Raw genomic sequence first — 21,247 nt, forward strand, 5'->3', positions numbered from 1 at the left:
ACCGAGCCACTTCTTCTGGTGTACGTTGAGTTGTCCACATGGCTCCAGATTTGCATGCGAGACGTCCGCTTTCCACCTCTCCCAGACTTGCGGAAGGTCCGCTTAGGGGCATGAGACCGGCGCTTGAGGCGAACACCATCGCGACCTTTCGTAGGAACGGCGGCGGTGCGCCCCTATGGATTCGAACTCCTATCTCAACAGGCTGAAGATGCCCGGGTTCGGCAGCGACCAAGACGCTACGCACTGTAGTGACCTTTTTCGTGGCAGGGCGAGCGTGACAAGTAGCGAGGGCAGGCGAAAGCCATTGCAACTTCTCGCGGATGGAGTGCGCGACCTTCTAACTGCCGACGGTTCTGACGTGGAAACTCGTGCCTGCTAGCGAGAACGAAAAGAAAATAAAAGTAGAACTCCGTGTGCAAATTTCGCACACGCCATACCTTTAACCGTTTGAAAAAAATAGGCTTTCTGTCCGGTCCATCATCGGGGCGACGGACAGTCTGTGCGGCGGATGTGGCGTCATGACCTCAGAGAGCGCAGGCGTTCGGGCGTTGGCCGCTCCTATAGGGCGAACCGGCCCAAAACGCGACCGACGTGCGGCCAAGTCGCCTAGTCGCGGACCAGACCGCCGTCGACCACCAGGTTCTGACCCGTCACGGCCCGGCTCCACGGCGATGCGAAGAAGAGGACCGCATCGGCGAACTCCTGCGGCGTGGTCACCGAGCGCAGCGGCGTCATGCCCGCGATCAGGTCGAACACCGCGTCCGGCGTCGCCGCGCTGGCGTCCGTGGTCCGCAACAGACCGCCCGAGACCATGTTGACCGTGATTCCCGACGGGCCGAGGTCCCCCGCCGCCGTCCGCGTCAGGCTGAGCAGAGCCGCCTTGGCGGCGGTGTAGTCGTGGTAGGGCACGACCGGATTCTGGAACAGGTTGGTGCCGATGTTGACCACCCGGCCGAACTTCTGCGCGCTCATGCCCGGCGCCGTGGCCTGGATGACGTTCAGCGCGCCACGGATCACGGTGGAGAACTGGCTGGCCATGTCTTCCCACGCAATGTCCGCCATCTGCGCCCGCGCGTCGCCGTTGAAGCTGTAGTCCAGGGCGTTGTTGATCACGGTGCTGATCGGCCCGCCGAAATGGGCCTCGGCCTGAGCGACCATGGCCTTGACCGCCGCGCGGTCGGTCACATCGGCCTGGATGGCGACAGCCCGCTCGCCCAGTTCGGTCGCCAGAGCCTGCGCCTGTTCGCCGCTGGCGCGCCAGTTGATCACCACCCGTGCGCCCTGGCCCACAAAGGCCCGCGCCGCCGCCGCGCCCACGCCGCGCGCCCCGCCGGTGATGAGAACGATCTGATCGCGGATTTCCATGAGAACGACTCGCAGCAAGAGAAACGACCTCAGCCATAGGCCGGGCGCCCGCCGAAGGCCAGCCGCACCTCAGCGAACGCGGGTTGCATTTAGCAATATTCCTAATTAGTCTTTTCCCTATGAACAGTCTGTTCAAAGCCCTGTCCCATCCTGTGCGCCGTCGCATCATCGCCATGCTGCGGGTGGGACCGTTGTCCTCGGGCGAGATCGCCGCCGCCTTCGACATGAGCTGGCCGACGGTCACCGGGCATCTGAACGCGCTCAAGGAGGCCGAACTGGTCAGCACCGAGCGCGAAGGCCAGTCGATCCGCTATCGGCTGGAGATCTCGGCCGTCGAGGAGGCCCTGGCCTTCCTGATGGATCTGAGCGGAACGGGCAAAACGGACGAGGAGGAGCAAGAACCGTGATGAAAAACCTCACCCTGGCCGACACAGTCGCCGCCATCGTCTCGCTCCTGATCCTGACCGGGTCGGCATGGATCGCGGTCTATGGCCCCGAAACCCCGATCCCGGTGCATTTCGACGCCGCCGGGCAGGCCAATCGTTACGGCAGCCGCTACGAGCTCGCGGCTGTTCTGGCGGGACTGGCCTTGCTGAATTTGCTGGTCGCCTGGATGACTGGTCGTCAGGCCGCCTCCGTCGCCGACCCGGTCCGCCGCAAGGGGCTCCAACGCGGGCAATGGCTGTCGATCCTCATCATGGGGGCGGTCGCTGTCTTCGTCGCCTGGGCCAGCCTCGGCCCCGCCGCCGCGACCGGGGTGAGCCCTCCGGGCGTCGCCATGGCCTTTACCGCCTTCATCCTGCTAGCCACAGGCGCGATCCTTGACCGGGTCAGCCCCAATCCCTTCATCGGGGTCAAGACGCCCTGGGCCTACAAGTCACGACTGGCCTGGGACCGTTCCAACCGGCTGGCCGGTCGGCTGATGTTCTGGCTGGGCGCGATCGGCCTGATCGCCAGTCCCTTCGTCATCCAACCCGCCGGAATGATCGCCCTGATCGTCGGCGTCCTGATCGCCGCCCTCTGGTCCGTGTTCGAAAGCTGGCGCGTCTGGCGCGCCGACCCTGAGCGCCAGCCTTTCTGACTTCTCACCCCACAAGACGGAGACAAGCATGCTGACCCTCGCCGCCGCCCTGCTGCTCTCGCCGGTTGCGACTCCGGTCGAACTGGCCTCGACCCCCGCCGCCCTGCACGGAACCCTGTTGACGCCAGAAGCCCAGACGCGCGCCGCCGCCGTCATCCTGCCCGGCTCCGGCCCCACCGACCGGGACGGAAACAGCGGTCAATTCGGCATCCGCGCCTCGACCTATCGTCTGCTGGCCGAGGGCCTGGCCGAGCGGAGCGTCGCCACCCTGCGCATCGACAAGCGCGGCATCGCCGGCAGCGCGGCGGCCGCGACCTCGGAAGCGGACCTGCGTTTCAACACATACGTCGACGACGCCCGCGCCTGGGCGGCCGAAGCGGCGGCGAAGACGGGCCAGCCCTGCGCCTGGCTGATCGGCCATAGCGAGGGCGCGCTGGTCGCCCTGGCCGCCGTCGCCGACCATAACGACAAGATCTGCGGCCTGGTGCTGCTATCCGGCGCCGGTAGGCCGGCCGCCACCGTGCTGCGTGAACAGCTGGCCGCCCTGCCCGAGCCGCTGAAGACCCAGGCCTATGACGCCCTGTCCGAGCTGGAAGCCGGACGCACGGTCGCCGACCCGCCCGCCGAACTGGCCGCCGTATTCCGCCCCTCGGTCCAGCCCTACATGATCTCATGGCTGGCGCTGGATCCTGCCAGGCTGGCCGCCGCATACGACGGCCCGATCTTCGTCGGTCAGGGGGCGACCGACCTTCAGGTCAGCGTCGCCGACGCCGAGGCGATCAAGGCCGCCCAGCCGCGCGCCGTGCTGACGATCTGGGACGGCGTGAACCATGTGCTGAAGGTCGCGCCAGCCGAGCGCACCGCCAATATCGCCACCTACATGGACCCGGCCCTGCCGCTGGCCCCCGGCGTGGTCGAGACGGTGGCGGACTTCATCCTGAAGTAGGCCGCCCCCCTTCTCCTGGCGCGCCAGGCGGGCTCGCCCTTGACTTCGGCCCGCCTTGTCCCAGATAGGAGCCTCAGAGGACGACCTCTCCCTTCTTTGGGCATGACTGCCGGGACGACCCGGCTCGCCATGCAAGGGAGTAGCGTCATGGCCTGGATTTTCCTTCTTCTCGCCGGCGTCCTCGAGGTCGTCTGGGCCTTCCTCATGAAGGCGTCGGACGGGTTCAGCAGACCCTGGCCCACCATCGGCACCATCGCCTTCATGATCGTCAGCTTCGGCCTGTTGTCGATGGCGATGAAGACACTGCCGCTGGGCACGGCCTACGCCATCTGGACCGGCATCGGCGCGGTCGGGGCCTTCATCGTCGGCGTCATGGTGCTGGGCGAGGCCCTGACGCCGATGCGGATCGGCGGGGTGGTGCTGATCGTCTCGGGCCTGGTTGTGCTGAAGCTCTCGTCCAGCCATTGATGGGCAGCCATTGATAGACGATAGCCTCGAGGGAGCGACGGCCATGGAACTGGTGATCGGCGACAAGCTCTATTCCACCTGGTCGTTGCGGCCCTGGCTGGTGCTCAAGCGCTGCGGCGCGGACTTCACCGAGACGGTCATCCGCTTGAACCAGCCCGACACCGCCGAACAGATCGCGCTTCATTCGCCCGCCGGGCGGGTGCCGGTGCTCAAGGTCGACGGCGAGACCGTATGGGACAGCCTCGCCATCTCGGTCTGGTGCGCCGAGCGCTATCCCGAGGCCGGGCTGTGGCCCGCCGACGCCCATGCGCGCTGGCAGGCGCGGTCGGTGGTCTGTGAAATGCATTCGGGGTTCATGGCGCTGCGCACCGAATGCGGCATGGCCCCGGATCACTCCATGGTCGGCCCTGACCGCAGCCCGGCTCCGACGAGCGAGGCGGTGGCCGCCGATATCCGCCGTCTGGTGCAGATCTTCCGCGAGGCGCGCGCCCGCTTCGGCGCAGGCGGTCCCTATCTCTATGGCGAATGGTCGATCGCCGACGCCTTCTTCACCCCGGTGGCGGCGCGCTTCCGTCATTTCCAGATCGACCTCGCCGCGCACGGCGACCTGGACGGCGTGGCGCGCGCCTATGTCGACGCCCTGCTGGCTCAGCCGGATTTCGTCGCCTGGGGCGAGGACGCCCTGGCTAACGCGGCTTAAGCCTAGCCGCAAACCGGCGATTAACGAGTCATGTTACATTCTGCTCTCACGGCGTCGGGCCGTGGGGGACAGGCGATGCGGACGATCAGTCGCAACACCAATTGGGCCAAGGTCGCCCGAGGTTACTTCCTGGCGGCTCTGGCCTTCGCCTTCGTCTGGGCCATGCTGCTGTCCAGCGTGGTCTGACGGAGCATTAAACTGGCGCAAAAGATCTGGGCTCTGATTGACCGCGTCGGCCAGAACCGATTTGGCTCTCTAGCGCGTTCCGGCGACCGGGGCGGCCTCGGCCACCTGCATGGGCGCGACCGGCGGCGGAGCCACATAGTCCAGACGGATCGGCACGGCCTTGGCGCCTGACGCCACGGCGTCCAGGGTGTTCAACGGCGCGCCCAGCATCCGCTGATAGATCCAGTAGGCCGCCACGACCTTCTCCACGTATTCGCGGGCCTGTGGCACGTCGATGGTCTCGATCAGCAGCAGGGGATCAGCGTCTGGCCCCAGCTTGCGGATCGCCGCCAGCATCGGCCCAGGACCGGCGTTGTAGGAAGCGACGGCTTTCAGAATATCGCCCTGGAAGGACTCGATCTGGAACAGGCGGTTCACATAGTCCTGACCCAGCTTCAGATTAGTCGCCGGGACATACAGCCGTTCGGGGCTGCGGACATAGCCCTGATCCCCGGTCATATAGGCGGCGGTCGCGGGCATGACCTGCATCATGCCATAGGCGCCGGCGCCCGAGCGGGCGTTGGCGTTGAAGTCGGTTTCCTTGCGCGCGATCGCATAGACCAGCGCCTTCTCTATGGTGAAGCCGCCCTCGGGCTGGAGGTCGGGCATCGGATAGCGGGTGGCGTCGATGCGGGCCGCGTCAGCCTGGGCGGCCCGGTTCGGGGCCACGGTGCGATAGAGGCCTGCCCACAGGCGCCGTGCGCCATCGTCGCTCGCCGAGCGCATGCCGGTGCGGGCGGCTTCCTCGGCGTCATTGCGCCGACCGACTTCATAAAGAGCCACGGTGCGCCGGGCGGTTTCGTCCGAGCGGATGAAGGCGTTCAGTTCGCGCGCATCGACCCCGGTTGGTTCGGGCGTGAAGCTGGCGCGCTGTAACGTCGCCTCATAGGCGCGCGGCCCCAGGTTCTCGATAACGGGTTCTTCGCCCAACTGGCGCAGGGCGACCTGGCCGTAGAAGGTGGCGGGCCAGCGCGCGGCCAGGCGCAGGTTCTCCACCACCCGATCCTGACGGCCTGAACGACCGGCGGCGCGGGCGGTCCAGAAGGCGGCGCCGGCGCGGACCCAGGGATCCTCGGTCGGGTCCTGGGCCACGCGCTCGAAGGCGCGGAAGGCGTCGGAAAACTCGTTCATCCGCCAGGCGGCGAGCCCTGCGCTCCACCAGTCGCCGATCTCGGCGCCGGTGCGATAGGCCCCCGCCAGATCGTCGTTGTTCAGGGCCACGCGCGCGGCCTTGGCCGGATCGGTGACGCCGCCGTCGCCGGAACCGGTGACGCTGGCCCAGGTGCGCTCCAGCAGATTGCCGGGACGCTTCGGTTCGGGGGCGCCGTCGGGGATGCGGCGCATGGCCAGGGTATAGACCCGCTGGGCCATCGGCAGGTCGGAATAGGTCTCCAGCCAGGCCGCCAGTTCGTCATAGGTAGCGACGTGGGTGGGGTGGAACAGGCGCTCGAACTCGACCTGCCCCAGCAGGATGCGGTCCTGGGCCTGACGGGCCGAGGCGCGGGCCAGCTCCAGATCGCCGCGTCTCAGGGCATCGAAGGCGGTGGTGTAGCTGAGTCGATCGGAACTGCTCAGGGCCGTGGGAGTTCTGTCAGAGTCGTTCGCGACATAGACCGTTCCGCCGTCATCGGCGCCGCTTTCAGCCGTCCCGGTTGCCGCCAGGGCGGCGGGCGCAACCGTAGCGCAGAGTGCAGCAGCGAACAGGGGCGCGAGGACCGCGCGGCGGAAAAGGTACATACGCGGCGGCCCCCTTCGTCGGCGCGGCTCCCTTCTCGACGTCGGGATTGTCAGCGCTCTGTGGACTGGTCGTCAGCCGCCAACCATGCCCTAGTCAGGCGTTCGGCTCAACCTGGGCCGTATCCAGACGCGCCGCCAGCGACAGGACGTCAGCCCAGGCGACCCGCTTGGCCTGGGGCTGACGCAGCAAGAAGGCGGGGTGCAGGGTGGTCATGGCGGGGGCCGCAGCCGCCCCGTCGTCCAGCCGCCACTCGCGCCACTGGCCGCGAAGTTTCATCAGGCCTTCCTCGGTGTTCAGCACTGATTTCGCCGCCGCCGCCCCGACCAGCAGCACCGCCTTGGGCTGCATCAGGGCGAAGGCGCGCTCTACGAAGGGGGCGCAGGCGGCCTGCTCCTGCGGCGAGGGCGGGCGGTTGCCGGGCGGCTTCCAGAAGACGGTGTTGGTCATGAGGACCTGATCGGCCAGACCCGCCGCCGCCAGCATCCGGTCCAGCAGTTGTCCGGCCTGTCCGACGAAGGGTTCGCCGCGCAGGTCCTCGGTTTCGCCGGGCGCCTCGCCGATCAGCAGGATCGAGCCCTTGGGATTGCCGCGTGCGAACACGGCCTGCTTGGCGCCCATGGCCCGCAGGGGGCAACCCTGGAAGTCGGCGACCGCGTCGGCCAGCGCCTCCATCGTCATGGCGGCGGCGGCGACACGGCGGGCCTCGGCCAAGGCGTCGGCTCCTGACATTCCCCCATGCAGCGCCGTGACCGTGGCGGCGGCCTTCTGCATCACCTGCGGCGCGGGCGGGGCGACGAAGACCGTGCGGTCGACCGGCTCGATCAGGTAGCAGGCGTCCACCCCCGCATCGCGCCAGAAGGCGAGCAGGGCTTCGGTTGCGGCGGTCTCAAGGGGCTGGAGCGTCATTCCTCGACAGGGATAGGCCTTGACCGCCGCTGCGTCACCTCATGATAAGGCAGATAACCACGACGATAACGAGGATTCAGGGGAAGATGGCTGAGCAAGCGATCGAAGGCGGCGCGACTGACGCCTGGCAGGAAGCCGTCATCGACAAGCTGCCGCCTGCCGAGGCGCTTGAAGGCGTCGAGCGCGAGGTCATGGAATATGATGTCGTCATCGTCGGCGGCGGCCCCGCCGGCCTGTCCGCCGCCATCCGCCTGAAGCAGCGCGCCGAAAAGGACGGGAAAGAGATTTCCGTCGCCGTTCTGGAGAAATCCGCCGAGATCGGCGGCCATATCCTGTCGGGCGCCGTGATCGATCCCAAGGCCCTGAACGAGCTCTTCCCCGACTGGAAGGAGCGCGGCGCGCCGCTGGAGACCCCGGTGACCAAGGACAAGTTCCTGGTGCTCGGTCCGCAGGGCCAGGCCTCGCTACCGATGTTCGCCATGCCGCCCTTCATGCACAATCACGGCTGCTACATCGCTTCGCTGGGCAATGTGGCGCGCTGGCTGGGCGAACAGGCCGAGGCCCTGGGCGTCGAGGTCTATCCCGGCATGGCCGCCAGTCACGTCGTCTGGGATGAGCCGTCGGGCCGGGTGAAGGGCGTCGTCGCCGGCGTCTTCGGCATTGACCGCGAGGGCAAGCCGACCGGCGACTTCCAGCCCGGTCTGGAACTGCACGGCAAATATGTCTTCATCGCCGAGGGCGTGCGCGGCTCGCTGGCCAAGACCATCATGGCCCGCCACGACCTGACGGCGAACTCGGACCCGCAGAAGTTCGGCATCGGTCTGAAGGAGCTGTGGCAGATCCCGGCCGAGAAGCACCAGCCGGGTCTGGTCCAGCACACGACCGGCTGGCCGCTGGACGACAAGACGGGCGGCGGGTCCTTCCTCTATCACTTCGGCGACCGCTACGTGTCGGTCGGCTTCGTGGTGCACCTGAACTATCAGAACCCCTATCTGTCGCCCTTCGACGAGTTCCAGCAGTTCAAGCACCACCCGGCCATCGCCGAGCATCTGGAGGGCGGCACGCGCATCTCCTACGGCGCTCGCGCCATCACCGAGGGCGGCTTCCAGTCGGTGCCCAAGCTGGCCTTCCCCGGCGGCGCCCTGATCGGCTGCTCGGCGGGCTTCGTGAACGTGCCGCGCATCAAGGGCAGCCACAACGCCATGAAGACCGGCATGATGGCCGCCGACGCCGCCTATGAGGCCGTGATCGCGGGCCGCGAGGGCGATGTGCTGGAGGCCTATGAAGAGGCCTACAAGGCGTCGTGGGTCTACAAGGAGCTGGAGGTCGTCCGTAACGCCAAGCCCATGCTGTCCAAGCTGGGCACCATGATGGGCGGGGCGGTCAGCATGTTCGACATGTGGGTCAACCACCTGACGGGCGGCTTCTCCTTCTTCGGCACGATGAGGCACACCAAGACGGACGCGGCCTCGACCGGTCTGGCCAAGGACTTCAAGCCGATCACCTATCCCAAGCCGGACGGCAAGCTGTCGTTCGACAAGCTGTCCAGCGTCTTCATCTCGAACACCAACCACGCCGAGGACCAGCCGGCCCACCTCAAGCTGCTGGACCCGTCCGTGCCGATCACCGTCAACCTGCCCAAGTACGGCGAACCGGCGCGGCTCTACTGCCCGGCGGGCGTCTATGAGGTGCTGACCGACGAGCAGGGCCAGAACCCGCGCTTCCAGATCAACGCCCAGAACTGCGTTCACTGCAAAACCTGTGACATCAAGGACCCGTCGCAGAACATCGTCTGGACCACGCCCGAAGGCGGCGGCGGCCCCAACTACCCGAACATGTAAGGTCCCAAGGTTTCAGCCTCTTGCGGGCGGAAGGGAAAGCGTGAAGGGTCCGCCCATGCGCTTTGCCTTCCGCCGCTCCGCCCTGTTCGCCGCCGCCTCGCTGATCGCGCTGGGTCTGGCCGCGCCGTCTCTGGCTCAGGACGCCCCGCAGACGCCGCCCGCTCAGGACGCGCCCGCCCAGCCGCAGCCTGACGCCGAGCCCGCCGAGACGCCCGACGCCCCGGCGCCCGCCGACCAGGCGCCCGCCGCGCCCGAGATCGTCCCGATTCCGGCGGTCTGGGCGCCGGTTCCCACAGATGCGGAACAGCACAGCGCCTATGGCCTCTATCTGGCCGGTCGCAACGCCCTGGTCAGCGGCGAGAGCGCGGCCGGCGCTGACTACCTGGCCCGGGTCGAGGCCCTGACCCCCGAACAGCCGCGCGTGCGCGAACAGGCCTTCACCGCCGCCCTGCTCGCCGGCGACCTCGATGTGGCGGGGCGGATCTCACCCAACGGCGAAGGGGTTTCCCCCGTCATCGTCGAGGCCGGACGACTGGTCTCGGGCGTTCAGGCCTTCGTGGCAGGCGATGTTCGCCGCGCCGACGCCCTCTTCAAGGCCGCGCCTATCGGTTCGCCGCATGATCGCGCCGGATTCTATGTCCAGGCCTGGATCGCCGCCGCCGCAGGCGACTGGGACCGGGCCCTGGCCGCGCCGCCGACGAGCTGGGATCCGGTCAGCATCCTGGTGGCGCGCGGCAACCGGGCCCGGCTGCTGGAGATCCGTCGTCGCTACGATGAGGCCGACGCCGAATGGCGCGACCTGACCAGCCACGCCGTCGCTTCGTCCCTGTTCCGTCTGCCCTATGGCGAGTTCCTGGAGCGGCGCGGCAAGCGCGACGGGGCCCTGGCTCAGTACGACGCCGCCATCGCCGGCGGGGCCAGCGACCGGGCCACGCGTCAGGCCCATGCCCGCGTGACGGCCAGGGGCCGAGCGCCGGCCCTGCTGACCTATCGTCAGGGCGCCGCCCTGGCGCTGAAGACGGCGGCGGATCAGGCCATCGCCCAGCGCGCCCTGGAGTTCGGCGCCGTCTATCTGCGCCTGGCCCTGAACCTGTCGCCCGACGACCCGACGCGCTTCATGATCGGTCAGACCCTGCAACAGGCCGAACTGGAGCCCGCAGCGCGCGTCGCCCTTGCCCAGGTCAGTGAGCGTGATCCTGAAATTTTCGCCGCCGCGCGGGTGCAGAGCGCGCTCAGCTTTGAAAAGGACGGTCAGTCCGAGGCGGCGCTGGCGGAGTTGAATCGCGCCGTCGCCGCCCGCCCGGCGGATGCCGCGGTCGCCTACCTGCTGGCGGGCCAACTGGTCCAGATGAAGCGGTTTGAAGAAGCCCTGACAGTGCTGAACGGCCCTCTTCTGAACACGGCGCAGCAGGGTTTCGAGGTCAACTTCCTGCGGGGCGCCGCCTATGAGGCGCTGAACCGCAAGCCGGAGGCTGAGGCCGAGCTGTGGGCCGCCTTGCAGAAGCAGCCCAACAACCCGACCGTGCTGAACTACCTCGGCTACCTGTGGGTCGATGGCGGAACCCGGGTGGAGCAAGGGGCCGAAATGATCGCCCGCGCCTTCGCCGCCGATCCGTCGGACGGCAACATCCAGGACTCGCTCGGCTGGGCCCAATATCGCCGGGGGCAGTTCGAGGTCGCGGTCGAGACCCTGGAACAGGCCGTGGCCAAGGAGCCCGCCAATGCCGAGATCAACGACCACCTGGGCGACGCCTACTGGGCCGTGGGCCGCCAGCGCGAGGCAGGCTTTCAGTGGAACCGGGTGCTGACCCTGGAGGTCGACGCCGAGCGCAAGGCCGAGGTCGAGGCCAAGCTGCGCGACAAGCTGGGTCAGGATCCCACCGGCGACAAGGGCGCGGGCCTGGGCGCCGAGAGCTGACGGCGTGATCCTCAGCGGCCTGGCTCCGGCCAAGATCAATCTGTTCCTGCACGTCGGGCCGGTGGCGGCTGACGGCTATCACCCCCTGGCCAGTCTGGTGGCCTTCGCCGATGTTGGCGACGTGGTGACGGTCGCGCGGGCCGAGGCCCTGTCCCTGAGCGTGACCGGCCCGTTCGGCGCGGCGTTGGCGGGCGAAGGCGACAACCTGATTCTGCGTGGCTTGCGCGCGCTGGGCGAGGCCGCCGGGATCGGCGCGCCGACGGTGGCTGTAAGCCTGGAAAAGAAGTTGCCCATTGCAGCGGGTCTGGGCGGCGGCTCGGCCGACGCGGGGACCGCCATCCGGCTGGCGGCGCGGCTTCTGAACCTGAATCTGGACGAAGCGGCGCTGGAGGCCGTCGCGGGCGTGGTCGGGGCGGACGGCCCCATGTGCCTGCGCGCCCGTCCGGCCTGGGCGACGGGCCGAGGCGATGATCTGAACGATGAGCCGCGCCTGCCGCTGCTGCACGCGGTCCTGCTGAACCCCGGCCTGCCGTCCCCGACCGGGGCGGTCTACCGCGCCTATGACGATGCGCCCGCTGGCGGCGCCGACTGCCCGGACGCTCCGAGCGACTGGTCGCCCGCCGCCGTGACCGACTGGCTGAAGGGCCAGCGCAACGATCTGGAAGCCCCTGCCCTGCGCGTGACCCCCGGCATAGCCGAGGCTTTGAGCGCCATGCGCGCCGCGCCCCGCTGCCGCTTGACGCGGATGTCCGGCTCGGGCGCGACGGTTTTCGGCCTGTTCGATGAGGCGGCGGCGGCGAAGGCGGCGGCGGCTGCGCTGCAACGCCCCGGCTGGTGGGTGCGATCCTGCCTGTTGGGAAATCCCGCGTCCGGTTGAGTTTCCGGCTCGCGCGCCCTAGGGTCCGCGCTCAAATTTTGCGCTGCGAAAACGAGCCGTCGTGACGACCGAACCCCTATCCTTCCAGGACCTGATCCTGACCCTGCACAAATACTGGGGCGACCAGGGCTGCGCCATTCTGCAGCCCTATGACATCGAGGTCGGCGCCGGCACGCTCCACCCTGCGACCGTCCTGCGCGCGCTCGGCCCCAAGCCGTGGAAGGCCGCCTATGTCCAGCCCTCGCGCCGCCCCGGCGACGGCCGCTATGGCGAGAACCCCAACCGGCTGCAGCACTATTATCAGTATCAGGTCATCCTGAAGCCGAACCCGGACAACCTTCAGGAACTGTATCTCGGCTCGCTGGCCGCCATCGGCATCGACCCCAAGCTGCACGACATCCGCTTCGTCGAGGACGACTGGGAAAACCCCACCGTCGGCGCCTGGGGCCTGGGCTGGGAGGTCTGGTGCGACGGCATGGAGGTAACCCAGTTCACCTATTTCCAGGGCGTCGGCGGCATCGAGGTCGACGTGGTCTCGGGCGAGCTGACCTACGGGTTGGAGCGTCTGGCCATGTATGTTCAGGGCGTCGACAACGTCTATGATCTGAAGTTCAACAAGGAAGGCCTGACCTACGGCGAGGTCTTCCTCGAGAACGAGCGCCAGCAGTCCGAAGCCAACTTCCACGGCTATGACGTCGCCGCTCTGAAGCGCCGCTTCGAGGACATGGAGCGCGAGGCCGCCCACTTCCTGACGCTGAAGGGACCGCAGGGCCAGCCGCTGGTCCTGCCCGCCTATGATCAGGTGCTGAAGGCTTCGCACCTGTTCAACCTGATGGACGCCCGCGGCGCCATCGCCGTCGCCGAACGCCAGAGCTACATCGGCCGCATCCGCGACCTGTGCAAAGCCTGCGCTCTCGCTCAAGTCGAGCATGAGAAGGCGACGTCGTGAGCCTCTCCCTGCCGTCATTCCGGGGCGGCGCAGCCGAACCCGGAACCCAGGCGCCGGCGCTCCGCACGGCCCTTTCCGCTTTGAACTCCGCCGTCTGGGTCCCCGGATCGGCGTCGCTCCGCGACTTGTCCGAGGATGACGGAATTTAATCGAATGCCCCAGCTTCTCCTCGAAATCTTCTCGGAAGAAATCCCCGCCCGCATGCAGCAGGGCGCCGCGCGCGACCTGGAACGCATGGTCTCCGAGCGTCTGAAGGCCGCCGGTCTGACCTGGGAGGCGCTGAACGTTTTCGCCGGTCCGCGCCGCCTGACCCTGGTGATCGACGGCCTGCCCGCCGCCACGCCCGACCGCAACGAAGAGGTCAAGGGACCCAAGACCTCGGCCCCCGCTCAGGCGCTGGAAGGCTTCCTGCGCAAGACCGGCCTGACCCAGGACCAACTGGTCGAGCGCGACGGCGTCTGGTTCGCCGAAATCAGCAGCAAGGGCCGTCAGACGACCGAGGTCTTCGCCGAGGCGGTGGATCATATCGTCCGTAGCTTCCCCTGGCCCAAGTCGATGCGCTGGGGCGCGGGAAGCCTGCGCTGGGTGCGCCCGATCAAGCGCATCATCGCCCTGTTCGATGGGGCGGTGGTCCCGTTCGAGATCGACGGCATCCCATCGGGCGACGTGACCGAGGGCCATCGCTTCCTTGGCTCGGGCAAGCCGTTCGCGGTCAAGGACTTCGCCGACTACCGCGCCAAACTGGAAAAGGACTTCGTCCTGCTGGACGTGGCCGACCGCAAGCTGCGCATCCTTGAAGCCGCCAAGGCCGCCTGCGCCGCGCGCGGTCTGGCCCTGGTCGATGACGACGGCCTGCTGGACGAGGTGGCCGGTCTGGCCGAATGGCCGACGCCGATCCTGGGCGACATGGACCCGCAGTTCCTGTCCCTGCCGCCCGAAGTGGTCCGCCTGTCGATGAAGGTGCACCAGAAGTACTTCGCCGTGCGCGACCCGTCGAAAGACGGTCTCGCCCCCAACTTCCTCGTCGTCGCCAACGTCGAGGCGACGGACGGCGGCAAGGCTCTGGCCGCCGGCAACAGCCGCGTCCTGTCGGCCCGCCTGAACGACGCCCGCTTCTTCTGGGACGAGGACCAGAAGGTCGGCTTCGACGCCTGGAACGACAAGCTGAAGGGCGTGACCTTCCACGCCAAGCTGGGCACGCTGTCGGAACGCGTTGACCGCATCGCCGCTCTGGCGCGCGAGATCGCCCCCCTGGTCGGCGCCGACGCGGATCAGGCCGAACAGGCCGCGCGCCTGTCCAAGGCTGATCTGGCCAGCGGCATGGTCAGCGAGTTCCCGGAACTGCAGGGGATCATGGGCGGCTACTACGCCCGTCTGGCCGGCTACCCCGACGCCGTCGCTGACGCCGTGCGCGACCACTACAAGCCGCAAGGGCCGGGCGACAGCGTCCCGACCGCCCCGGTCACGGTCGCCGTCGCCATCGCCGAGAAACTGGACACCCTGGTCGGCTTCTTCGCCATCGACGAAAAGCCCACCGGCTCCCGCGACCCCTACGCCCTGCGCCGCGCGGCGCTGGGCGTGATCCGGTTGGTGCTGGAAAATGACGCCCGCATCGGCCTTCGCGGCGACGCCTTCTCGGCGGCCATGGCGGCCTTGGAGAAGGGCAATGTTCAGCGTGCTGTCGATAAGCTCGCGGTCGAAACTGAACTCAGCGCCTTCTTCGCCGACCGCCTGACCGTCCTGCTGCGCGATCAGGGCCAACGCCACGACCTCGTGGCGGCCGTCTTCGCTCTGGGCGACGACGATCTGGTGCGGATCGTGCGTCGGGTGGAGGCGCTGGCCGCCTTCCTCGCCACGGACGACGGAGCCAACCTGCTGGCCGGCTACAAGCGGGCGTCCAACATCCTCAAGGCCGAGGAGAAGAAAGGCCAGCTGCCGCAGGGCGCGGTCGCCACCGGCCTGGCTGACCAGCCGGCGGAAGAAGCCGCCCTGGCCTTCGCCGCCGCCGCCGCCGCGACCGCCGTGGACGCCGCCCTGGAGACCGAAGACTTCGCCGCCGCCATGACGGCGCTCGCCGCCCTGCGCGGCCCGGTCGACGCCTTCTTCACCGCCGTCATGGTCAACTCCGACGTGGCCGAGGAGCGGGACAACCGCCTGAAGCTGCTGGGCCAGGTGCGCGACGTCATGGGCCGGGTCGCCGACTTCGGCCAGATCGCGGGCTAAGGCGCCCGGTTCCACTGTTCACGAAGGGCTGCGGGACACGACGTCCTGCAGCCCTTTTTGATGCCTGCAGCCCCTTCATCCGCCCGCTTCGGGACCGTCCCGGCGGGGTAAGCGCGATCTTTAAGCGATGACGCGCGTCGCAAACCTTGACTCCCCGCCCCTCTGGACCGACACGACGCGTCCATGATCACGCGCTATACCCGCCCCGAAGCCGTCGCCATCTGGTCGCAAGAGACCAAGTACAAGATCTGGTTCGAGATCGAGGCCCACGCCGCCACCAAGATGGCGGAACTGGGCGTGATCCCGAAGGAATCGGCCGAGGCCATCTGGGCCAAGGGCAAGGACGCGACCTTCGACGCCGACCGCATCGACGAGATCGAGCGCACCACCAAGCACGACGTCATCGCCTTCCTGACCCATGTGTCGGAAATCGTCGGCGAGGAAGCCCGCTTCCTGCACCAGGGCATGACCTCCTCGGACGTGCTGGACACCTGCTTTGCGGTGCAACTGGCCCGCTCGACCGACCTGCTGCTGAGCGGCGTCGACCGGGTTCTGGCCGCGCTGGAAGTCCGCGCCAAGGAACACAAATACACCCCGACCGTGGGCCGTTCGCACGGCATCCACGCCGAGCCGGTGACCTTCGGCCTGAAGCTGGCCGGCTATCACGCCGAGTTCCAGCGGGCGAAACGCCGCCTGATCACGGCGCGCGAGGAGATCGCCACCTGCGCCATCTCGGGCGCCGTCGGCACCTTCGCCAATGTCGATCCGGCCGTTGAACAATACGTCGCCGACCAGATGGGCCTGGCCGTCGAGCCCGTCTCGACCCAGGTCATCCCGCGCGACCGTCACGCCGCCTACTTCGCCGCCCTGGGCGTCGTCGCCTCCTCGGTCGAGCGTCTGGCCGTCGAGATCCGCCACCTGCAGCGCACGGAAGTCCTCGAAGCCGAGGAGTTCTTCGACAAGGGTCAGAAGGGCTCGTCGGCCATGCCGCACAAGCGCAACCCGATCCTGACCGAGAACCTGACCGGTCTGGCCCGTCTGGTCCGCTCGGCCGTCACCCCGGCGATGGAGAACGTCGCCCTGTGGCACGAGCGGGACATCAGCCACTCCTCGGTCGAGCGCGGCATCGGCCCGGACGCCACCATCCACCTGGACTTCGCCCTGCACCGTCTGGCGGGCGTGATCGAGCGTCTGAACATCTATCCCGAGAACATGCAGAAGAACCTCGACCGCCTGGGCGGCCTGGTCTTCTCGCAACGGGTCATGCTGGCCCTGACCCAGGAAGGCGTCTCGCGCGAGGACGCCTATGCGGCGGTTCAGGAGAACGCCATGAAGGTCTGGCGCGGCGAAGGCCGCTTCATCGACTTCCTCAAGGCCGACACCCGCGTCACCCTGCCCCACGACCAGCTCGAGGGCCTGTTCGACCTCGGCTACCACACCAAGAACGTCGATGTGGTCTTCAAGCGGGTGTTCGGCGAGGGCTGATGAGCAGCGAGCCGCGCCTTCGCATCAACCCCGCGATAGACCTTCGCCAGGCGGCGGAGACCTTTCGGCGGGACGGGCTGGTCCAGATCAGCGACATCTTCGAACCGGATGTCGCTGAGTACCTGACCAATCTGGCGGAGACGCGCATCGACTGGGACCTCGCCTTTCAGGGTGAGGACGGCCGCCCGGCGGTTGTGGACCTGAAGCAGATTCGGTCGGGCGACGAAGCGGACGTCCGCCGCCGGCTGCACGCCATGACGGCGCGCGCCGGCGAAGGCTATGGCTTCCTCTACCTCGCCTACCCCCTCATCTCGGCCTATCTCGCGGGCCGGGATCCCGGCCACCCGATCCACCGCCTGACCGAGTTCCTGAATGACGAGTTCGTGCGTCTGGGGGCCGCGATCAGCGGGCGAACCGACATCGTCAAGGCGGACGGCCAGCTGACGCAGTATCGCCCCGGCGACTTCATCGGCCTGCACAACGACATCGGCTCGGAAAAGAGCGACCGTTTGATCGCCTACACCCTGGGCCTGACACGGCGCTGGCGGCCGGACTGGGGCGGGCAGTTGCTGTTCCACGACGACGCCGGGGACGTGACCCGCGGATATGCGCCGCGCTGGAACACCCTGACCCTGTTCTCGGTGCCGCGGTATCACTCGGTCGCCCCGGTCGCGGTCTATGCCCAGGCCCCGCGCCTGTCCGTCGTCGGCTGGCTGAGAAATGCAGGCGGCTGACGATCGCGAACGAAAGCGGGCCTTCGATCCCGTCGCGAACGCCGACACCCGGATCTTGATCCTGGGCAGCCTGCCCGGTGAAGCCTCGCTGGCGGCGGGCCAATATTACGCCCATCCCAGGAACGCCTTCTGGCGACTGATGGGAGGCCTGCTCGATCAGCCTGACCTGCATCAGCAAGCCTACGAGGAGCGGCTGATCACGCTTCTGGCGCGCGGCGTCGGTCTTTGGGACACGGTCGCCGAGGCGGAGAGGATCGGCAGCCTCGACGCCGCCATTCGGCTGCCCCTCCATGCCGACCTTCCGGCGCTCGTCGCAGCCTTGCCGAAGCTGAAGGCCGTCGCCTTCAACGGCGGGCTGGCGGCGAAGCTGGGCCGGCGCATCCTGGGCGATCTGCACGGCGTCACCCTGATCGATCTGCCGTCGTCCAGTCCGGCGCACGCAATATCCTTGTCGGCAAAGGCGGAAAGCTGGGCCATACTGGGCGACTTCCTTCCCGATTAAGTCGACCGCCCGATGATCCTGACCCTGTCCTGCCCCGACCGCCACGGCATCGTGGCGGCCGTCTCCGCCTTCCTGCTGGAGCGGGACGCCAACATCTCGGACGCCCAGCAGTTCGGCGACGCCCTGAGCGGCTACTTCTTCATGCGGGTGGTGTTCGAGCCGGCCGAAGGAGACGCCGAGGCCGCTCTTCGAGACGGCTTCGCGCCGTTGGCCCAGCGGTTCGAGATGGACTGGACCCTGCGCGGGCCCGAGCCGCGCAAGGTGATGATCCTGACCTCGCGGTTCGATCACTGCCTGGCCGACCTGCTGTATCGCTGGCGCATCGACGAACTGCCGATGCAGGTGACGGCCGTGGTCTCCAACCATCCGCGCGACATGATCGGCCACGTCGATCTGGGCGACCTGCCCTTCCACCACCTGCCGATGAGCGGCGACAAGGCGGCGCAGGAGGCGCGCCTGCTGGCCCTGATCGAAGAAACCGGGACCGAACTGGTGGTGCTGGCGCGCTACATGCAGGTCCTGTCAGACGACCTGGCCGGGCGGCTGGCGGGGCGCTGCATCAACATCCACCATTCCTTTCTGCCGGGGTTCAAGGGGGCCAAGCCCTATCATCAGGCCCATGCGCGCGGCGTGAAGGTGATCGGCGCCACGGCCCACTATGTCACCGCCGACCTCGACGAAGGCCCCATCATCGAGCAGGACGTGGAGCGCATCAGCCACCGCGACGCCCCCGCCGATCTGATCCGCAAGGGCCGCGACATTGAGCGCCGCGTTCTGGCCCGCGCCGTCTCCCATCACCTGCACGACCGTGTCCTGATGCACGACGGAAAGACGATCGTTTTCGCCGACTGAGGGCGCGTGGCGATCACAGGTCGCGCCGGATAATTTGAAGAAGGCCGCATCCTTTTGCGGCCCTCGACCGTAGTTCTCCCCGACGCCGCGCCCCAAACCGAGCGGACGTCGATGGAGAGACGCCATGAAAATCACCCGAACCGCCACCCTCGCCACCGTATCCGTCGCCGCTCTGCTGGCGCTGGCCGCCTGCGGCAACAACGACACCAAGGTCGAGAAGGCCCCGGCCGACGCCATGCCCGCCGAGCCCGCCGCCATGACCCCCATGGCGACCGAGCCCATGGTCGGCGGCGTGGCCATGAACCCCGCCGACAACATCGTCGCCAACGCCTCCAAGGCGCCGAACCTGACCACCCTGGTCGCCGCGGTGCAGGCCGCCGGACTGGCCACGACCCTGCAAGGGGCCGGGCCCTTCACCGTTTTCGCCCCGGACAACGCCGCTTTTGAAAAGATCCCGGCGGCCACGCGTGAAGGCCTGATGCAACCGGCCCAAAAGGCCGCCCTGACCAAGATCCTGACCTATCACGTCGTGCCCGGTCGACTGACCGCCGCCGACATCGCCGCCGAGGCCCAGAAGGGCGGCGGAACCGCCACCCTGACCACGGTCCAGGGCGAGAAGCTGACCGTCAAGGACGCCGGCGGCGGCAAGTGGACCATCACCGACGCCAAGGGCGGAACCTCGACCATCACCCAGGCCGACGTCGGCCAGTCGAACGGCGTGGTCCACGTCATCGACACGGTGCTGATGCCGAAGTAACGACCTTGAATGAAGAAGGGCCGCTGCCGTCGCCGGCAGCGGCCCTTCTGATTTCGGTCGGGGGGAGCTGAGCTTACTCGCCGGCGCGAATCTGTTCGCGGGCGATCGAGGCCAGTTCGTCCATCTTGGAGCGCAATTCGCCCTCGGACACCGTCAGGCCCGAAGCCTTGAAGTCGCCGGCGATCTTGCGGAAGACGTCTTCCTCGCCCGGCTGCTCGAAGTCGGCGCGAACCACGGCGGCGGCGTATTGCTCGGCGCTGTCGGCCGACAGCTCCATCTTCTCGGCCGCCCACAGGCCCAGCATCTTGTTACGACGCGCGATGGCCTTGAACTCTTGTTCCTGATCGAGGGCGTATTTGGACTCGTAGCCCTTTTCCCGATCGTCGAAGGTCGTCATGCGCGTAGTCACTCCAGTGGCGGACGGAATTAGGGTCCGCAACGCCGTCTATAGCCCCCTCGCGCGCGAACGCAACCGGACTCGCGGTCGCGGTACTGACGCTGGGTTACAGGAGGATATTTGTGTCACAGGCCCCGTTCGGCTAAAGGGCGTGCGGTCTTATATAGCCGCCGTCGATTCAGGATCGCGCCGCCCACAATCGCAGGGCCGCGCGCTTTTCGTTTTGAGGCCGTCCGTTTCCTCCCCGTCCGGGACCCGAGTGATGAACACCAAGCGCAAGAAGCTCTATGAGGGCAAGGCCAAGATCCTGTACGAGGGTCCAGAGCCGGGCACGCTGATCCAGTATTTCAAGGACGACGCGACCGCCTTCAACGCGCAGAAGAAGGCGACCCTGGAAGGCAAGGGCGTCATCAACAACCGCATCAGCGAATTCATCATGTCGCGCCTGAACTCGATCGGCGTGACCAACCACTTCATCAAGCGCCTGAACCTGCGCGAGCAGCTGATCCGCGAAGTCGAGATCATTCCGCTGGAAGTCGTCTGCCGCAACGTCGTCGCCGGTTCGCTGGCCACGCGCCTGGGTCAGGAAGAGGGCACGCCCCTGCCCCGTTCGATCATCGAATTCTACTACAAGAAGGATGAGCTGAACGACCCGATGGTGACCGAAGAGCACATCACCGCCTTCAACTGGGCCACGACCCAGGAACTCGACGACATCCTGGCGATGACGGTCCGCGTCAACGACTACCTGTGCGGCATGTTCGGCGCGGTCGGCATCACCCTGGTCGACTTCAAGATCGAGTTCGGCCGCGTGTGGGAAAACGACTTCGCCCGCGTCATCCTGGCCGACGAGATCAGCCCGGACAGCTGCCGTCTGTGGGACTCGACCACCGGCGAGAAACTGGACAAGGACCGCTTCCGTCGCGACATGGGCGACGTGATCGAAAGCTACACCGAGGTGGCCCGCCGCCTCGGCATCATGAAGGACATGCCGACCGTGATCCAAGGAGGACTGCACTAATGGCCAAGGTGAAAGTTCACGTCTTCCTGAAGCCCGGCGTCCTGGACGTTCAGGGCAAGGCCGTTGAAGGCGCACTGCAGGGTCTGGGCTGGGCCGGCGTCGCCAACGCCCGCGTCGGCAAGATGATCGAGTTCGATCTCGACGACAGCGTTTCCGACAAGGAAGCCGAGGTGAAACGCATGTGCGACACCCTGCTGGCCAACACGGTCATCGAAAGCTACCGGATCGAAGTCGCCTGAGGGCGAATAAGGTTTGACGATCA

21 protein-coding genes are annotated in these 21,247 nt (G+C 67.5%); 17 read left to right on the plus strand and 4 right to left on the minus strand.

Annotation, left to right across the window (positions count from 1 at the left end):
• Nucleotides 1-606: 606 nt before the first annotated feature.
• Nucleotides 607-1,365, minus strand: coding sequence for a 3-oxoacyl-ACP reductase (locus tag B3K53_RS09925; RefSeq protein WP_292084074.1), 759 nt, complete (start codon nt 1,363-1,365; stop codon nt 607-609).
• Nucleotides 1,366-1,484: 119 nt separating this feature from the next.
• On the opposite strand from B3K53_RS09925, the gene B3K53_RS09930 reads away from it, so the two are divergent.
• From B3K53_RS09930 to B3K53_RS09950, 5 genes are all read left to right on the plus strand, one after another.
• The gene (locus tag B3K53_RS09930; protein ID WP_292084075.1) at nt 1,485-1,772 is read left to right on the plus strand and encodes a metalloregulator ArsR/SmtB family transcription factor; all 288 of its coding nucleotides are present in this window, start codon (nt 1,485-1,487) and stop codon (nt 1,770-1,772) included.
• A complete protein-coding gene (locus B3K53_RS09935; protein WP_292084076.1) occupies nt 1,772-2,446 on the plus strand; it encodes an SdpI family protein in 675 nt (224 codons plus the stop codon). The genes B3K53_RS09930 and B3K53_RS09935 overlap by 1 nt, the downstream gene beginning before the upstream one ends.
• 28 nt (nt 2,447-2,474) lie before the next feature.
• Nucleotides 2,475-3,392, plus strand: coding sequence for an alpha/beta hydrolase (locus B3K53_RS09940; RefSeq protein ID WP_292084077.1), 918 nt, complete (start codon nt 2,475-2,477; stop codon nt 3,390-3,392).
• Between the two features lie 147 nt (nt 3,393-3,539).
• Nucleotides 3,540-3,860, plus strand: a complete 321-nt coding sequence (locus B3K53_RS09945) for a DMT family transporter (RefSeq protein WP_292084078.1) — start codon at nt 3,540-3,542, stop codon at nt 3,858-3,860.
• A gap of 43 nt (nt 3,861-3,903) precedes the next feature.
• Complete coding sequence (locus tag B3K53_RS09950; protein ID WP_292084079.1) at nt 3,904-4,560, plus strand: glutathione S-transferase family protein; 657 nt, start codon at nt 3,904-3,906, stop codon at nt 4,558-4,560.
• 255 nt (nt 4,561-4,815) lie between these two features.
• On the opposite strand, the gene B3K53_RS09955 is transcribed toward B3K53_RS09950, so the two are convergent.
• The gene (locus tag B3K53_RS09955) at nt 4,816-6,522 is read right to left on the minus strand and encodes a lytic transglycosylase domain-containing protein (protein ID WP_292084080.1); all 1,707 of its coding nucleotides are present in this window, start codon (nt 6,520-6,522) and stop codon (nt 4,816-4,818) included.
• Nucleotides 6,523-6,616: 94 nt separating this feature from the next.
• Nucleotides 6,617-7,429, minus strand: a complete 813-nt coding sequence (locus B3K53_RS09960) for a uracil-DNA glycosylase (protein WP_292084081.1) — start codon at nt 7,427-7,429, stop codon at nt 6,617-6,619.
• A 191-nt stretch (nt 7,430-7,620) separates the two neighbouring features.
• On the opposite strand from B3K53_RS09960, the gene B3K53_RS09965 reads away from it, so the two are divergent.
• The 10 genes from B3K53_RS09965 (at nt 7,621) to B3K53_RS10010 (ending at nt 19,567) form a co-directional block, all read left to right on the plus strand.
• Entirely contained in the window at nt 7,621-9,270 is a 1,650-nt protein-coding gene (locus B3K53_RS09965; protein ID WP_292084266.1) for an electron transfer flavoprotein-ubiquinone oxidoreductase, read from the plus strand.
• A gap of 55 nt (nt 9,271-9,325) precedes the next feature.
• Complete coding sequence (locus B3K53_RS09970) at nt 9,326-11,188, plus strand: tetratricopeptide repeat protein (protein ID WP_292084082.1); 1,863 nt, start codon at nt 9,326-9,328, stop codon at nt 11,186-11,188.
• A gap of 4 nt (nt 11,189-11,192) precedes the next feature.
• A complete protein-coding gene (locus tag B3K53_RS09975) occupies nt 11,193-12,065 on the plus strand; it encodes a 4-(cytidine 5'-diphospho)-2-C-methyl-D-erythritol kinase (protein ID WP_292084083.1) in 873 nt (290 codons plus the stop codon).
• A 61-nt stretch (nt 12,066-12,126) separates the two neighbouring features.
• Nucleotides 12,127-13,014 (plus strand): glycine--tRNA ligase subunit alpha, encoded by an 888-nt coding sequence (locus B3K53_RS09980; RefSeq protein WP_404619234.1) that lies wholly within the window; start codon nt 12,127-12,129, stop codon nt 13,012-13,014.
• A gap of 153 nt (nt 13,015-13,167) precedes the next feature.
• A complete protein-coding gene (gene glyS / locus B3K53_RS09985; RefSeq protein WP_292084084.1) occupies nt 13,168-15,237 on the plus strand; it encodes a glycine--tRNA ligase subunit beta in 2,070 nt (689 codons plus the stop codon).
• Nucleotides 15,238-15,420: 183 nt separating this feature from the next.
• Nucleotides 15,421-16,722 (plus strand): adenylosuccinate lyase, encoded by a 1,302-nt coding sequence (gene purB, locus B3K53_RS09990; protein WP_292084086.1) that lies wholly within the window; start codon nt 15,421-15,423, stop codon nt 16,720-16,722.
• On the plus strand, nt 16,722-17,456 hold the full coding sequence (locus tag B3K53_RS09995) for a 2OG-Fe(II) oxygenase family protein (RefSeq protein WP_292084087.1): 735 nt from the start codon (nt 16,722-16,724) through the stop codon (nt 17,454-17,456). The genes purB and B3K53_RS09995 overlap by 1 nt, the downstream gene beginning before the upstream one ends.
• A complete protein-coding gene (locus tag B3K53_RS10000) occupies nt 17,443-17,958 on the plus strand; it encodes a DNA-deoxyinosine glycosylase (RefSeq protein WP_292084088.1) in 516 nt (171 codons plus the stop codon). The genes B3K53_RS09995 and B3K53_RS10000 overlap by 14 nt, the downstream gene beginning before the upstream one ends.
• 12 nt (nt 17,959-17,970) lie before the next feature.
• A complete protein-coding gene (gene purU, locus B3K53_RS10005) occupies nt 17,971-18,810 on the plus strand; it encodes a formyltetrahydrofolate deformylase (RefSeq protein WP_292084089.1) in 840 nt (279 codons plus the stop codon).
• A gap of 124 nt (nt 18,811-18,934) precedes the next feature.
• On the plus strand, nt 18,935-19,567 hold the full coding sequence (locus B3K53_RS10010; protein WP_292084090.1) for a fasciclin domain-containing protein: 633 nt from the start codon (nt 18,935-18,937) through the stop codon (nt 19,565-19,567).
• Between the two features lie 73 nt (nt 19,568-19,640).
• On the opposite strand, the gene B3K53_RS10015 is transcribed toward B3K53_RS10010, so the two are convergent.
• Nucleotides 19,641-19,964, minus strand: coding sequence for a DUF1476 domain-containing protein (locus B3K53_RS10015; protein ID WP_292084091.1), 324 nt, complete (start codon nt 19,962-19,964; stop codon nt 19,641-19,643).
• 262 nt (nt 19,965-20,226) lie between these two features.
• On the opposite strand from B3K53_RS10015, the gene purC reads away from it, so the two are divergent.
• Nucleotides 20,227-20,985 carry a phosphoribosylaminoimidazolesuccinocarboxamide synthase gene (gene purC / locus B3K53_RS10020; protein WP_138140995.1) on the plus strand — a complete coding sequence of 253 codons (759 nt, stop codon included), beginning with the start codon at nt 20,227-20,229 and terminating at the stop codon, nt 20,983-20,985.
• Nucleotides 20,985-21,224: a phosphoribosylformylglycinamidine synthase subunit PurS gene (gene purS, locus B3K53_RS10025; protein WP_105563084.1), complete on the plus strand. Its 240-nt coding sequence runs from the start codon at nt 20,985-20,987 to the stop codon at nt 21,222-21,224. The genes purC and purS overlap by 1 nt, the downstream gene beginning before the upstream one ends.
• Nucleotides 21,225-21,247 lie beyond the last annotated feature (23 nt).

Origin of the sequence: Brevundimonas sp. UBA7506 (genome assembly GCF_002479495.1) — a bacterium.
Lineage (GTDB): Bacteria > Pseudomonadota > Alphaproteobacteria > Caulobacterales > Caulobacteraceae > Brevundimonas.

Coding starts and splice junctions, on each gene's coding strand:
- B3K53_RS09925 (WP_292084074.1), bottom strand. CDS start 1,365: ATGGAAATCCGCGATCAGATCGTTCTCATCACCGGCGGGGCGCGCGGC.
- B3K53_RS09930 (WP_292084075.1), top strand. CDS start 1,485: ATGAACAGTCTGTTCAAAGCCCTGTCCCATCCTGTGCGCCGTCGCATC.
- B3K53_RS09935 (WP_292084076.1), top strand. CDS start 1,772: ATGAAAAACCTCACCCTGGCCGACACAGTCGCCGCCATCGTCTCGCTC.
- B3K53_RS09940 (WP_292084077.1), top strand. CDS start 2,475: ATGCTGACCCTCGCCGCCGCCCTGCTGCTCTCGCCGGTTGCGACTCCG.
- B3K53_RS09945 (WP_292084078.1), top strand. CDS start 3,540: ATGGCCTGGATTTTCCTTCTTCTCGCCGGCGTCCTCGAGGTCGTCTGG.
- B3K53_RS09950 (WP_292084079.1), top strand. CDS start 3,904: ATGGAACTGGTGATCGGCGACAAGCTCTATTCCACCTGGTCGTTGCGG.
- B3K53_RS09955 (WP_292084080.1), bottom strand. CDS start 6,522: ATGTACCTTTTCCGCCGCGCGGTCCTCGCGCCCCTGTTCGCTGCTGCA.
- B3K53_RS09960 (WP_292084081.1), bottom strand. CDS start 7,429: ATGACGCTCCAGCCCCTTGAGACCGCCGCAACCGAAGCCCTGCTCGCC.
- B3K53_RS09965 (WP_292084266.1), top strand. CDS start 7,621: ATGGAATATGATGTCGTCATCGTCGGCGGCGGCCCCGCCGGCCTGTCC.
- B3K53_RS09970 (WP_292084082.1), top strand. CDS start 9,326: ATGCGCTTTGCCTTCCGCCGCTCCGCCCTGTTCGCCGCCGCCTCGCTG.
- glyS (WP_292084084.1), top strand. CDS start 13,168: ATGCCCCAGCTTCTCCTCGAAATCTTCTCGGAAGAAATCCCCGCCCGC.
- purB (WP_292084086.1), top strand. CDS start 15,421: ATGATCACGCGCTATACCCGCCCCGAAGCCGTCGCCATCTGGTCGCAA.
- B3K53_RS09995 (WP_292084087.1), top strand. CDS start 16,722: ATGAGCAGCGAGCCGCGCCTTCGCATCAACCCCGCGATAGACCTTCGC.
- B3K53_RS10000 (WP_292084088.1), top strand. CDS start 17,443: ATGCAGGCGGCTGACGATCGCGAACGAAAGCGGGCCTTCGATCCCGTC.
- purU (WP_292084089.1), top strand. CDS start 17,971: ATGATCCTGACCCTGTCCTGCCCCGACCGCCACGGCATCGTGGCGGCC.
- B3K53_RS10010 (WP_292084090.1), top strand. CDS start 18,935: ATGAAAATCACCCGAACCGCCACCCTCGCCACCGTATCCGTCGCCGCT.
- B3K53_RS10015 (WP_292084091.1), bottom strand. CDS start 19,964: ATGACGACCTTCGACGATCGGGAAAAGGGCTACGAGTCCAAATACGCC.
- purC (WP_138140995.1), top strand. CDS start 20,227: ATGAACACCAAGCGCAAGAAGCTCTATGAGGGCAAGGCCAAGATCCTG.
- purS (WP_105563084.1), top strand. CDS start 20,985: ATGGCCAAGGTGAAAGTTCACGTCTTCCTGAAGCCCGGCGTCCTGGAC.